This is a genomic window from Streptomyces sp. WM6372, assembly GCF_001279655.1.
In the GTDB taxonomy this organism is placed as follows: Bacteria; Actinomycetota; Actinomycetes; order Streptomycetales; family Streptomycetaceae; genus Streptomyces.
On the sequence record NZ_LGDB01000206.1, the window covers coordinates 1 to 12,992 of the forward strand.

Genomic DNA, 12,992 nt, shown 5'->3' on the forward strand with positions numbered 1-12,992 from the left:
CGATCCACCTGGCTCCGGCCCCCGCACCGGCCCCGGCCTACGCCCAGGCCCCCGCGCCGCAGGCCCCGGGCGCGGCCCCGGCGGCTCACGGCGCCGAGGGCTGGCCGCCCCCGCCGCCCGCGGTCCCGGCGTACGGCTCGGGCGGCGGCCACGACGGCGGCGGCTGGGGTGTGCCCCCGACCGCCGACGGCTACCCGCCCGCCAAGCCGAAGGGCAAGGGCGGCATGATCGCAGCCGTGCTCGTGGCGGCGCTCCTCGCGGGCGGCGTCGGCGGCGGCATCGGCTTCTGGGCCGCCGAGCGCAGCGAGAACGGCGTCGGCTCGACCACGGTCGCCGCGGCCAACACCCCCAAGGACGTCAAGCGGGAGGCCGGCTCGATCGCGGGCCTGGCCGCGGGCGCGCTGCCCAGCGTCGTCACCATCGAGGCCTCGGCCGGCGACGGCGAGGGCGGCACCGGCACCGGCTTCGTCTACGACCAGCAGGGCCACATCCTCACCAACAACCACGTGGTGGCCTCCGCCGCGAACGGCGGCAAGCTGTCCGCGACCTTCTCCGACGGCAAGAAGTACGAGGCCGAGGTCGTCGGCCGGGCCCAGGGCTACGACGTGGCCGTGCTCAAGCTGAAGAACCCGCCGTCCGGCCTCAAGCCGCTGCCGCTCGGCGACTCCGACAAGGTCGCGGTCGGCGACTCGACCATCGCGATCGGCGCCCCCTTCGGCCTGTCCAACACGGTCACCACCGGCATCGTGAGCGCCAAGAACCGCCCGGTGGCCTCCGGCGACGGCTCCGGCGGCAAGAACTCGTACATGAGCGCGCTCCAGACGGACGCCTCGATCAACCCCGGCAACTCCGGCGGCCCCCTGCTCGACGGGCGGGGCGCGGTCATCGGCATCAACTCCGCCATCCAGTCGGCCGGCAACGGAGGCTTCGGCGGCGGCCAGGCCGGTTCCATCGGCCTCGGTTTCGCCATCCCGGTCAACCAGGCGAAGAACGTGGCCGAGTCGCTGATCAAGACCGGCAAGCCGGTCTACCCGATCATCTCGGTCTCCGTGGACCTCCAGTCCAAGACCGACGGCGCCAAGATCTCCGACCAGGGCGCGCCCGCCAACGACCTGGTCGACCCCAACGGTCCGGCCGGCAAGGCGGGCCTCAAGCCCGGTGACGTCATCACCCGCTTCGGCGACAAGCCGATCGACAGCGGCCCGACCCTCATCAGCGAGATCTGGACGCACAAGCCGGGCGACGTGGTGAAGCTGACCTACCTGCGCGACGGCAAGCCGAACACCGTCGACATCACCCTCGGTTCGCGGGTCGGCGACAAGTAACGACCGCCGACGGGTACCCCGGTAGGCGAGGGACCGGGGCCGCTGGCTTGATGGGAGGGGCCGTGGGCGCGAAATACGCCTACGGCCCCTCCCAACGTCCGCTTATGCTTCCCTTGTGTTCGATTCGCGGCACATACGCACTTTCCACGAGGTGGTCGCCTCCGGGTCCTACTCGGCGGCCGCCCGTGCTCTGGGGTATACCCAGCCCGCGATCACCCAGCAGATGAAGGCGCTCGAACGCGCCGTCGGCACCCCGCTCTTCACCCGGGTCGGCCGCAAGATGCAGCTCACCGAGGCCGGCGAGTCCATGGCCCGGCACGCCGAGTCCATCCTCGGCAGTCTCTCCGCCGCCGAGGCGCAGCTCAAGGCGTACGCACGCCTGCGCACCGGGCGGGTCCGGCTCTGCGGCTTCCCCAGCGCCAACGTCACCCTGGTCCCCGAGGCCCTGAGCGACCTGGCCAAGGACCATCCGGGCATCCAGGTCGAGCTGTTGGAGGGGGAACCCCCGGAGTCGCTGCGCCGCCTGGAGCGCGGGGAGTGCGACATCACCCTTGCCTTCACCTATCCCGGGCTCCACGAGGAGGTCCCGGAGGAGGTCGCCGAGGTCCGGCTCCTGGAGGACCAGCTGACCGTGCTGCTCCCGACCGGGCACCCGCTGGCCCGGCGGCGGGCCGTGCACCTGGCCGACCTCGCGGAGGAGCGGTGGATCGCCGGCTGCCCGCGCTGCCGGGCGAACCTGCTGCACGAGTGCGCCGAGCTGGGCTTCGTGCCCGACATCCGGTTCGCCACGGACGACAACCTGGTCGTGCAGAGCATGGTCGGACAAGGGCTCGGCGTGGCGATGATGCCCGCGCTCGTGCTGCCCTCCCTCTCCCTCAGCAAGGTGTGCGGGCGGCCGCTCCAGCCCGCCGCCCGCCGGCACATCGCCGCGTACGTCTACCGCGACCATCTGCGCATCCCGGCGACCTCCGTGGTCCTCAACGCGCTCCAGCAGGTGGCTTCCAACCGCGTCGGCTGCTGACCGCCGGGCGGGTCCTTCCCCGAATCCATAAGCAGTTCTTGGGATTTCAGGTGAGAACTGTCGTTGGACGTGATGGGTCGGCTGCTCGACGCTGCCCCTATGACCACCACTACGCCGGCCCGTACGACCGCGAGGATGGCCGCCCTCGTCAGTGAGATCCGTACGGTCGTGGACCGGGGGCTGGCCCCGGACCTGACCGCCTACCTCGTCGGCGAGCGCGTCGCCCCGCACCTGGGCACGCCCGATCTGCTCACCCCCGAGCAGCGCGAGGGTGACCCCGACCGGTACCGGCAGCACGTCCTGCACGCTGAGTCGGACGGCAGCTTCTCGGTGGTCGCCCTGGTGTGGATGCCCGGCCAGGAGACCGCCATCCACGACCACGTCTCCTGGTGCGTGGCCGGGGTGCACGAGGGCCAGGAGAGCGAGCTCCGCTACCGGCTGGCCCCCGCGACGGGAGACGGCTGCGCCCGGCTGGTGGCGACCGAGCACGTGGTCAACGGCCCGGGTGACGTCTGCGGATTCGCCCCGCCCGGCGATATCCACAAGGTCTACAACTCCTGTCGCACCACGGCGATATCCCTGCACGTCTACGGAGCGGATGTCATCCGCCTGGGCAGCAGCGTCCGCCGCGTCTACACGCTTCCCACGGACTGATGGCGCTGCTGAACCGCCCCGTACGCGGGGCGGATACCGAGGGCGCCGGGCCTGTTTCACGTGAAACATCCTCGTCCTGGCCGGGGTTGGGCATGGCGGCCGCCGGAGTGCTGGTGGCGTGGTCCGTGCACCGGCTGGTGCCCGCGGTACCCATGCTGACCGCGTCGGTGGTACTCGGCATCGCGGTGGCCCATCTCCCGGGCATACGGGAAGTCGTACGGGGGGCAGCCCGCCCGGGCCTCTCGCTCGCCGGCCGGCGGCTGATGCGGATCGGCATCGTCCTGCTGGGCCTCGGCCTGGGCCTGGACCAGGTGCTCCGGCTGGGCTGGGCCACGGTGGCGATGGTGGCCGCGGTGGTCGCCGCCACCTTCTTCGGCACCCTCTGGCTGGGTCGCCGGCTCGGGCTCCCGGGCGACCAGCCGCTGCTGATCGCCACCGGGTACTCGATCTGCGGGGCCTCGGCCATCGGCGCGGTGAGCCAGGTGTCGGGCAGCGACGAGGAGGACGTGGCTGCTTCGGTCGCGCTGGTGACCCTGTGCGGGACACTGGCCATCGCGGTCCTCCCGCTCCTCCAGGGTCCGTTGGGGCTCTCGGATCCGGCCTTCGGGCGCTGGGTCGGCGCGAGCGTCCACGACGTCGGCCAGGTGGTGGCCACCGCCCAGACCGCGGGCCCGGGCGCACTCGGCGAGGCCGTCCTGGTCAAGCTGATGCGGGTGGCCCTGCTGGCTCCGCTGGTGGCCGCGGTGGCCTTCTCCGTACGGGCACGGCGGCAGGGTGTGCGGATGCCCTCGGGACGCCGCCCGGCGCCGGTCCCGCTGTTCGTGGCCGGGTTCCTGGCCGCGGCCGCGCTGCGCGCCACCGGTGTGCTGCCCGAGGCGGCGCTCGACTGGGCACACACGGCGCAGGAACTGCTGCTGGCTGCGGCCCTGTTCGGGCTGGGCAGCGCGGTGGACCTTCCCCGGCTGGCCCGGACCGGCGGCCGGGCCGCGGTGCTGGGGCTCGGGGCCTGGCTGGTGGTGGCCGGGGTCTCGTACGCGGGCGTGCTGCTGACGGTATGACATCAGCCCGCGAGCTCCCGCAGTCCATCGAAGGGAGTTGGCCAATTCCTGGCCGGAACCGACCGAACGTTCCGACCGCCTCCTGACTTCTCGTGCCGCACGTGCGACCCTGCGGCCGATCCGCACCGACAGCTCTTCACCCCCACCCTGCCCGTTCCGACGGGACCGGGCACGGCAGAAGGAGTCCTGCGTGAATCGTCATCGCACGGCAGCATCGGTCCTCATGGCGGCGGGCGCCCTGATCGCGGGCGCGCTGACGGCGGCCGCCCCTTCGGCCGCAGCCGATTCTCCGGCCTCGTTCCAGCAGCAGCACACCCAGGGTTTCTGGACCGCCGAGCGGATGCGCGGCGCCACCCCGCTGGACGTGACGGCGGCACCCGGGACCGGGCGGGCGCCGGCCGCGGCCGCCGCCCGGCCCACGGTGGTCGCCCCGACGTCGGCCTCCACCGCGTCGGCCTCCGCCGCGTCGGCCTCCCCGACGTCGTTCCCGCAGGCGGGCGGGGCGTGGACGGGCGGCGGGGCAGTGGTCAAGACCTCGGGCCGGGTCTTCTTCACCTTCGGCGACCGCACGGCGTCGTGCTCCGGCGACTCGATCACCAGCGCCAACGGCAGCACCGTGATCACCGCGGGCCACTGCGTGAAGTACCAGGGCGCCTGGCACACCAACTGGATCTTCGTACCCGCGTACGACAACGGAAACGCGCCCTACGGGCAGTGGTCGGCCACCAAGACCTTCGCGACGGACCAGTGGGCCGCCAGCGAGGACATGAACATGGACGTCGGCCTCGCCGTCGTGGCCCCGCTCAACGGCCAGAAGCTCAGCCAGGCCGTCGGCGCCCAGGGGATCGCGTTCAACGGCGGCTACAACAAGAAGATGTACTCCTTCGGGTTCCCCGCCGCCGCGCCGTACGACGGCACCAAGCTGGTCTACTGCAGCGGGAACACCGGCAAGGACTTCCTGCTGACCAAGGACCACAGCCTGGGCTGCAACATGACCGGCGGCTCCAGCGGCGGCCCCTGGTTCCAGGACTTCAACGAGGCCACGGGCCTGGGCACCCAGGTCTCGGTGAACAGCTTCGGCTACACGTTCCTGCCGAACCGGATGTTCGGCCCGTACTTCGGCAACGAGGCGAAGGCGGCCTACGACAAGGCCCAGAATTCCTGACCCAGCCGCCCCCCACCTGCCGGTACTCTGTACCGGCCAGGTGGGTTGCCCGAGCGGCCTAAGGGAACGGTCTTGAAAACCGTCGTGGCGCGAGTCACCGTGGGTTCAAATCCCACACCCACCGCATGAGGCCGGCGTAGCCGCGGGCCGGAAGGGGCGCTCCTCACCAGGGGCGCCCCTTCGTCATACGGTCTGTTTCACCCCGGCAGGACCGCCCGCCAGTCGTTGCTCGTGTGCCACTGGCCCGGCGGGTACTCGAAGGAGGTCTCGCCGAGCAGTACGAAGCCGGCCGCGCGGCAGACGGCGTTGGATGCCCCGTGTTCGACGGACGGGAAGGCGTGGAGGTGGCGGCGCGTGCCGTGCGCGGCCGCGTGGGCGATGAGCGCGCGGGCCGCTTTCGCGGCGAGGCCGCGGCCCTGGAACTCGGGGAGGACGCCCCACCCGGTCTCGTAGACCTCCTCGTCCTTCCATGTGCGCTCCCAGAAGGCGATCGTGCCCACGCTCTCGCCCTCGGCGACGATCCGGAACACCCGTCCGGCCGCCGGCTCGCGGGCGCTCAGCGCCAGGTACCGCTGATGGCGGTCCTTGAGTTCGGCTCCGGATTCCGGGCCGCCGAGATGTTCGGTCATGACGGGCTCGTTCTTGCGCAGCAGCAGCCAGAAGTCGCCCTCTGCCCAGGGCACGAGCTCTAGGGGGGTGTCCATGCCGCCACGGTAGGCGCTAGGCCCTTCGAGTGGTGTTTGTCGGAAGATCGGCGCGGGTGGTGGGGGCGCTGCGGTTGCGACCACATCATGACGAATGTATGCAGATCCGCCCGTCGGAACATCGCGAAACGAAGGACCTCGTCATGGCTCACCGCATCACCGTCACGTCGATCTGGACCGCAGTCGCCGTCGTCGTCGCGCTCCTCGCCTCCCTCGGGTTCGGCTCCAAGGCCGCGCCGGCCGCCGCCTCCACCGTCCCCGCTCCTGCTCCCTCCCGCCGCGCGGCCGCCGCCGTACGCCGGACGGCCAGGCCGATGGGCCGGCCGATGGGCCGGCGGAGCTGGCGGGCGATGATGCGGGGCGGATCGCTCCCGCCGACTATCAAGCAGCGGATCCGTGCCGAGGCGCACGGCAAGGCCCCGTCCGTCCGCCGGTCGACCACCGCCGCCGCGTCCCTGGCCGGCAGCGCCGCCGGAGCCGGTCGCGAGGGGCTCGACCTGGTCGCGTAGCGCCCGTACGGAGTCGCACGCTTCGCGCAGTCGGCAGTAGGCGGCCGGCAGTAGGCAGGAACGAGCAGTAACGGCAGGAGCAGGCGCTGGAGCCCGGTCGGCAGGTCGCGACCGCGGATCGCGCCGGTGATGTGCCCCGGAGCGGGGCACGGTGGGATGGCCCCGGCGGGCGCCGGGGGCGCGCAGGGGGCGTGAAGCCTGGCATTGCAGGGCCGCGGGCCCGGGAGACGGTGGGGTTCCCGGACAGAGCGGCCCTTTTCGGCATGTTCGGCGCACATGAGTTTGAGGAAACGTTTCGGCTCAGATCCAGTGGGGGTTTCAGCCGCCTCCACCGCGCTGACCAGCGGCGTTGGGATGCGAATGAGGTTTATCCGATGTTGCTCATGCTTGCGGGGGAATCGTGGGCTCCGGGCTGGTTCGCCGGGGATTCGGTGGGCAACTCTGGTCTCGCGACGTCGTCACCACGCAACGACGAGGCGGTCGGCCAACTGCCTTGGAGCAACCCCCACTTCGCTCTTCTGGAGGATTCAGACATGGCAAGCATCCGTACCGCCCGCGTCATCGCCGCCGTCGCCGCTCTCCCCCTCGCCGTTTCCCTCTTCGGTGGCGTGGCCACGGCCGACAACGGCTCCTTCGCGAACGACGGGTCGAATGCGAGTGCCGCCAGCATCATCGGCAGCGGTGTCGGCGGGAACAACAGCGGCAATTCGTCGACGTCCCAGCAGGTGGCCACAGGTTCCGGTGCGTCCAATCAGAACAACACCGCGCAGGTCAACGGCTCGGCCTTCACGGCGATCCAGCAGGGCAACCTGGCGGTCAACTTCCACCCCTGGTGGTAGGCGCTCCCCGAGTCCTCTGAGTCTTGAGGGCGCCTGTGCCACCGGACCGGCTGGGGTCCGGTGGGGCAGGCGCCCTCGCGCGTTCGTGCGCAGCCCCTCGCGCGCTCTCCCGACCTTGACATCCACGGTGAATCTGACGGACAGTCAGGTTCACTCGATGATGTGATGCCGGGAGGCCAGCGCCGTGCACCTCGCCCCGACCGAAGGCCAGTTGCGGCTGCGCGCCGAACTGCGGGAGTACTTCCACGATCTGCTGCCGGACGGGCCCCCCGAGGACCCGGCCGCCCAGCGCGCACTGCTGCGCCGCATCGGCGCCGACGGACTGCTCGGCCTCGGCTGGCCCGTCGAGTACGGCGGCCAAGGACGCGGCCCCGACGAGCAGTTCGTGTTCTTCGACGAGGCCTACCGGGCCGGCGCCCCCGTCTCCATGGTCACCCTCAACACCGTCGGCCCGACCCTGATGAAGTACGGGACCCCGGAGCAGAAGGACTACTTCCTTCCCCGGATCCTCAGCGGCGAGATCGTCTTCGCCATCGGCTACTCGGAGCCCGAGGCGGGCACCGACCTGGCCTCGCTGCGCACCCGCGCCGTACGCGACGGAGCCGACTGGCTCGTCGACGGGCAGAAGATCTTCACCTCGAACGCCCAGAACGCCGACTGGATCTGGCTCGCCTGCCGCACCGATCCCGACGCCCCCAAGCACAAGGGCATCTCGATCATCCTGGTCCCCACCGACGCCCCCGGCTTCGCGTGGACCCCGATCGAGACGGTCGGCGGCCTCACGACCACGTCGACGTACTACGACGGGCTCCGCGTGCCCGCCGGGAACCTCGTCGGCCCCGAGCACGGCGGCTGGGGGCTGATCACCAACCAGCTCAACCACGAGCGCGTGGCCCTCGCCGCCATCGGCATGCAGGCCGAGGACTTCTACACGAGCGCCCTGCGCCACGCCCGCACCCCCGATCCGGTCACCGGTGAGCGCCCCGCCGACCGGCCCTGGGTGCAGTCCCGGCTCGCCGAGGCCCACGCCCGGCTGGCCGCCGTACGCCTCCTCAACTGGCGCCTCGTCCAGGACGTGGGCGCCGGCACCCTGGCCCCCGGCGACGCGAGCGGAGTGAAGTTCCTCGGCACCGAGTCCACCGTCGAGGTGTACCGGATGTGCCAGGAGGTGGTGGGCGAGGAGGCGCTCGTACGGGGGCCCGCGGCCTTCGCCGGCGGCGAACTGGAGCGGATGAACCGGGCCGCGCAGATCAACACCTTCGGCGGCGGGGTCAGCGAGGTCCAGCGGGAGATCGTCGCCATGATGCGGCTCGGCATGAAGGGAAGGAAGCGATGACCGCCACGCCGGAGCAGGCAGCGGATACGGAAGCGGGTACGGGAGCGGGCACCGGCGAGGGCCCCGAGGAGGCCGCCCGGTTCCACGCACTGCTCGCGTCCTTCGAAGGGCGGCCCGCCGCCACCGCGGGCCAGGGCAAGGACCCCGTCAACCAGCCGATGATCCGCCACTGGTGCGAGGCGATGGGCGATGCCAACCCCGCCTACACCGGCCCGGACGCCATCGCCCCGCCCACCATGCTCCAGGCCTGGACGATGGGCGGGCTCTCCGGGCACGGCGACCGCTCCTCCGCCTACGACGAGCTCCTCGCCCTGCTCGACGGCGCGGGCTGCACCTCCGTCGTGGCCACCGACTGCGAGCAGGAGTACCTGCGACCGCTGCGCCCCGGCGACACGGTCACCTACGACGCCGTCATCGAGTCCGTGTCCCCGCGCAAGACGACCAAGCTGGGCACCGGCCACTTCGTGACCACCCGCATGGACGTCCGTGCGGACGGCGAACCCGCCGGGACCCACCGCTTCCGGATCCTCAAGTACGCGCCCGCCGCCCCGCGCGAGAAGAAGCCCGCGGCGCGGCGCCCCCGCCCGGTGGTCAACCGCGACAACCAGGGCTTCTGGGACGGGGTCGCTGACCACAAGCTGCTGATCCAGCGCTGTACCGCCTGCGGGACCCTCCGTTTCCCCTGGCTGCCCGGCTGCAACGCCTGCGCGAGCCTGGACTGGGACACCGTCGAGGCCTCCGGCGCCGGCACGGTGTTCAGCTACGTCGTCATGCACCACCCGCCCTTCCCCGCCTTCACCGCGCATGAACATGCCGCTGGCGCGGCGGGACCGTACGCGGTCGCCCTCGTCGAACTCGCCGAGGGCGTCCGGATGGTCAGCAACATCACCGGCGTCCCCTACGACAAGGTCCGCATCGGGATGCCCGTGCACCTGGAGTTCCTGCGGGCCGACGAGGACCTGGAACTGCCGGTCTTCCGAGGGAGCGAGGGCTGATGGACTTCCACCCCACCGAGGAGCAGGCCGCGGCGGCCGGGCTCGCCGCCCGGATCTTCGGCGACCTCGCCACCCACGACCGCCTCGCCGCGGCCGGCACCGGCAGCGACGCCGAGCTGTGGAAAGCCCTCACCGCCGCCGGACTGACCGCCGCCGTGGAGGACGTCGGCCTGCTCGGCCTGGTGCTGCTGCTGGAGGAGCAGGGCCGCACCACCGCGCAGGTCCCGTACGCCGCCACCTGCGCGTACGGGATCCTGCCCGTCGCCGCGCACGGCAGCGCCGAGCAGCGCGCCCGGCTGCTGCCCGCCCTGGGCTCGGGTGAGGCGGTCGCCACCGGAGCCTTCCCGGCCCGCGGCCGCATCACCGCCTCGCCGGACGGCCGGCTGACCGGGACCGCACCCGTCGTGCCCTGGCTGCGCGACGCCACCCACGTGCTGGTCCCGGACGCCGACCGGGCCCTGTGGCTCGTACGGACGGACGCACCCGGCGTCGGGACGCCCGAGGTGGAGACCACCGCCCCCTGGTCGGCGGGGCGGCTCACCCTGTCCGGGACCGAGGCCGAACGGCTCGGCGACGGCCGGGCCTACGAAGAGGTCCTGGCCGCCGCCCGCACCGCCTTCGCCGGGCTCCAGGCGGGGGTCTGCGCGGGCTCCCTGGCCCGTGCGGTCGAGTACACCTCCACCCGCGAGCAGTTCGGCCGGCCTCTCTCCACGAACCAGGGGGTCATGCTGCGCGCGGCCGACGCGTACATGGACACCGAGGCGATCCGGGTCACCGCGTACGAGGCGGCCTGGCGGATCGACGAGGGACTTCCGGCGCGCGAGCACGCCCTGACCGCGGCCTGGTGGGCCTCGGAGGCGGGCAAGCGGGTCGTGCACGCGGGCCAGCACCTGCACGGCGGGATGGGCGCCGACCTGGACCATCCCGTCCACCGGCACTTCCTCTGGGGGCGCCAGCTGGACGCGTACCTGGGCTGCGGCAGCGAGCTGCTGGCCGAGCTGGGCGCGCTCCTGTCCGAGGACGCAGCACCCGAGGGGGAGGACGCATGAACGTCGGAGACACACTGGCGCCGCTGGAGATACCGGTGACGCGCACGCTGATCGTCGCGGGCGCGATCGCCTCGCGCGACTACCAGGACGTCCACCACGACGCCCCGCTCGCGCGTGAGAAGGGCTCCCCGGACATCTTCATGAACATCCTGACCACCAACGGCCTGGTCGGCCGGTACGTCACCGACCGCCTCGGGCCGGGCACCGTCCTGCGCAAGGTGGCCATCCGGCTCGGCGCCCCCAACTACCCGGGCGACACCATGGTCCTGACCGGCACCGTGGTCGCCGTCGGCGGAGACCGGGTGGAGATCCGGGTCGTCGGCGCCAACGGCATCGGTCACCACGTCACCGGCACGGTCACGGTCACGCTCGCCGCGGAGGTGACGGCATGAGCGTCCGGCACCGTGACACGCTCGGCGGGCGCGCCGCCATCGCCGGAATCGGCGCGACCGAGTTCTCCAAGGACTCCGGCCGCAGCGAGCTGCGCCTCGCCGTCGAAGCCGTGCACGCCGCCCTCGACGACGCCGGGCTGACCCCCGCCGACGTCGACGGCATGGTCACGTTCACCATGGACACCAGCCCCGAGATCACCGTGGCCCAGGCCGCCGGCATCGGGGAGCTCTCCTTCTTCTCCCGCATCCACTACGGCGGCGGCGCAGCCTGCGCCACGGTCCAGCAGGCCGCCCTCGCCGTCGCCACCGGCGTCGCGGAGGTCGTGGTCTGCTACCGCGCCTTCAACGAGCGCTCCGGCCGCCGCTTCGGCTCCGGCGTGCAGCAGCGCGAACCCTCGGCGGAGGGAGCGGCGCTGGGCTGGTCGCTGCCCTGGGGGCTGTTGACCCCGGCCTCCTGGGTGGCCATGACCGCCCAGCGCTATCTGCACGCCTACAACCTGACCCCCGAGGCCTTCGGCCACGTTGCGGTCACCGACCGCCGGCACGCGGCGAACAACCCCGCCGCGTACTTCCACGGCAAGCCCATCACCCTCGCCGACCACGCCGCCTCGCGCTGGATCGTCGAACCGCTGCGGCTGCTGGACTGCTGCCAGGAGACGGACGGCGGCCAGGCGCTGATCGTCACCAGTACCGAGCGCGCCCGGGACCTGCGCCACGCGCCCGCCGTGATCACCGCGGCAGCGCAGGGAGCCGGCCGCCGCCAGGAGGGCATGACCTCCTTCTACCGTGACGACCTCACCGGGCTGCCGGAGATGGACGTGGTCGCCCGGCAGCTCTGGCGGACCAGCGGACTGCGGCCCTCGGACATCGACGTCGGCATCCTCTACGACCACTTCACGCCGTTCGTCCTGATGCAGCTCGAGGAGTTCGGCTTCTGCAAGCCCGGCGAGGCCGCCAACTTCGTGGCCGCGGACGCGCTCCCGCTCAACACCCACGGCGGCCAGCTCGGGGAGGCGTACCTGCACGGCATGAACGGCATCGCCGAGGCGGTCCGCCAGCTGCGCGGCACCTCCGTGAACCAGGTGGCGGGCGCCGCCCGTGCCCTGGTCACGGCCGGGACCGGGGTACCGACGTCCGGACTGATCCTCGGCGCCGACTGCTGAGCCCACAGCCGCGCGCCGGTCCCCGGCCGGCCCCGCGCGCCGGCTCCCGGTCGGCCCCTCGGGCCGGTCCCCGGCCGGTCCGGGGGCCGGGACCGCGGTCTGCCCCTCCTCCACCTTCAGGAGGTGGGGCAAGCCCCACTCCTACAACCTGAGATGGATCCAGCTTCGGCACTTGCGGCCGATCCCAGGTCCGGGCCGCGCTTCTAGCGTGGAGCCATGACCACGCCTGTGTGCACGCTCGCCTCGAACCCGACGCCGTACCCGTCGTTCTCGGCGTACGTCCGGACCCGCGGCTCGGTCCTGATGCGCACCGCACGCTCGCTCACCGCCAACCCGTGCGATGCCGAGGACCTGCTCCAGACGGCTCTCGCCAAGACGTACGTCGCGTGGGACCGCATCGAGGACCACCGCGCCCTCGACGGCTACGTCCGGCGGGCCCTGGTCAACACCCGTACCTCCCAGTGGCGCAAGCGCAAGGTCGACGAGTTCGCCTGCGAGGAGCTGCCGGAACCCGAGGCGACGCCCGCATCCGACCCCGCCGAGGCGCAGGCGCTGCACGACGCGATGTGGCGAGCGGTGACCCGGCTTCCCGACCGGCAGCGCGCGATGGTCGTCCTGCGCTACTACGAGGACCTGAGCGAGGCGCAGACCGCCGAACTGCTCGGGGTCTCGATCGGCACGGTCAAGAGCGCCGTCTCGCGCGCTCTGGTCAAGCTCCGTGAGGACCCGGAGCTCACCCCGGTCCGCTGAGCCGACCCGTGTTTCACGTGAAACATCGGTGT

Annotated in this window: 14 protein-coding genes and 1 tRNA gene; 14 read left to right on the forward strand and 1 reads right to left on the reverse strand. The window is 72.3% G+C overall.

The features are described from left to right. Positions 1-2 precede the first annotated feature (2 nt). The 6 genes from ADK52_RS26985 to ADK52_RS27010 all read left to right on the forward strand — a co-directional run bounded on the left by ADK52_RS26985 (position 3) and on the right by ADK52_RS27010 (position 5,347). Positions 3-1,325: a S1C family serine protease gene (locus tag ADK52_RS26985; RefSeq protein ID WP_063783948.1), complete on the forward strand. Its 1,323-nt coding sequence runs from the start codon at positions 3-5 to the stop codon at positions 1,323-1,325. 115 nt (positions 1,326-1,440) lie between these two features. Continuing rightward, a complete protein-coding gene (locus tag ADK52_RS26990; RefSeq protein WP_053692440.1) occupies positions 1,441-2,346 on the forward strand; it encodes a LysR family transcriptional regulator in 906 nt (301 codons plus the stop codon). A 99-nt stretch (positions 2,347-2,445) separates the two neighbouring features. Further along, on the forward strand, positions 2,446-3,000 hold the full coding sequence (locus tag ADK52_RS26995) for a cysteine dioxygenase family protein (protein ID WP_053692441.1): 555 nt from the start codon (positions 2,446-2,448) through the stop codon (positions 2,998-3,000). Further along, the gene (locus ADK52_RS27000; RefSeq protein WP_053692442.1) at positions 3,000-4,058 is read left to right on the forward strand and encodes a YeiH family protein; all 1,059 of its coding nucleotides are present in this window, start codon (positions 3,000-3,002) and stop codon (positions 4,056-4,058) included. The genes ADK52_RS26995 and ADK52_RS27000 overlap by 1 nt, the downstream gene beginning before the upstream one ends. A gap of 190 nt (positions 4,059-4,248) precedes the next feature. Beyond that, entirely contained in the window at positions 4,249-5,223 is a 975-nt protein-coding gene (locus tag ADK52_RS27005) for a trypsin-like serine peptidase (protein WP_053692443.1), read from the forward strand. Positions 5,224-5,262: 39 nt separating this feature from the next. Next, positions 5,263-5,347 (forward strand) — tRNA-Ser (locus ADK52_RS27010). Positions 5,348-5,420: 73 nt separating this feature from the next. On the opposite strand, the gene ADK52_RS27015 is transcribed toward ADK52_RS27010, so the two are convergent. After that, positions 5,421-5,927, reverse strand: a complete 507-nt coding sequence (locus ADK52_RS27015; RefSeq protein ID WP_053692444.1) for a GNAT family N-acetyltransferase — start codon at positions 5,925-5,927, stop codon at positions 5,421-5,423. Between the two features lie 143 nt (positions 5,928-6,070). Here ADK52_RS27015 and ADK52_RS27020 point away from each other — a divergent pair, with 143 nt between their 5' ends. The 8 genes from ADK52_RS27020 to ADK52_RS27055 all read left to right on the forward strand — a co-directional run bounded on the left by ADK52_RS27020 (position 6,071) and on the right by ADK52_RS27055 (position 12,960). After that, a complete protein-coding gene (locus tag ADK52_RS27020; protein WP_063783951.1) occupies positions 6,071-6,436 on the forward strand; it encodes a DUF6344 domain-containing protein in 366 nt (121 codons plus the stop codon). Between the two features lie 533 nt (positions 6,437-6,969). After that, positions 6,970-7,275, forward strand: coding sequence for a hypothetical protein (locus tag ADK52_RS27025; protein ID WP_053692446.1), 306 nt, complete (start codon positions 6,970-6,972; stop codon positions 7,273-7,275). A 184-nt stretch (positions 7,276-7,459) separates the two neighbouring features. After that, on the forward strand, positions 7,460-8,611 hold the full coding sequence (locus tag ADK52_RS27030; RefSeq protein ID WP_053692447.1) for an acyl-CoA dehydrogenase family protein: 1,152 nt from the start codon (positions 7,460-7,462) through the stop codon (positions 8,609-8,611). Continuing rightward, positions 8,608-9,606: a bifunctional MaoC family dehydratase N-terminal/OB-fold nucleic acid binding domain-containing protein gene (locus ADK52_RS27035; protein ID WP_053692448.1), complete on the forward strand. Its 999-nt coding sequence runs from the start codon at positions 8,608-8,610 to the stop codon at positions 9,604-9,606. Before ADK52_RS27030 ends, ADK52_RS27035 begins: the two co-directional genes overlap by 4 nt. Further along, complete coding sequence (locus tag ADK52_RS27040; RefSeq protein WP_053692449.1) at positions 9,606-10,655, forward strand: acyl-CoA dehydrogenase family protein; 1,050 nt, start codon at positions 9,606-9,608, stop codon at positions 10,653-10,655. Before ADK52_RS27035 ends, ADK52_RS27040 begins: the two co-directional genes overlap by 1 nt. Beyond that, positions 10,652-11,047 carry a MaoC family dehydratase gene (locus ADK52_RS27045; RefSeq protein WP_053692450.1) on the forward strand — a complete coding sequence of 132 codons (396 nt, stop codon included), beginning with the start codon at positions 10,652-10,654 and terminating at the stop codon, positions 11,045-11,047. Before ADK52_RS27040 ends, ADK52_RS27045 begins: the two co-directional genes overlap by 4 nt. After that, positions 11,044-12,210: a lipid-transfer protein gene (locus ADK52_RS27050; protein WP_053692451.1), complete on the forward strand. Its 1,167-nt coding sequence runs from the start codon at positions 11,044-11,046 to the stop codon at positions 12,208-12,210. The genes ADK52_RS27045 and ADK52_RS27050 overlap by 4 nt, the downstream gene beginning before the upstream one ends. 216 nt (positions 12,211-12,426) lie before the next feature. Further along, on the forward strand, positions 12,427-12,960 hold the full coding sequence (locus ADK52_RS27055) for a SigE family RNA polymerase sigma factor (protein WP_053692452.1): 534 nt from the start codon (positions 12,427-12,429) through the stop codon (positions 12,958-12,960). Positions 12,961-12,992: the final 32 nt, after the last annotated feature.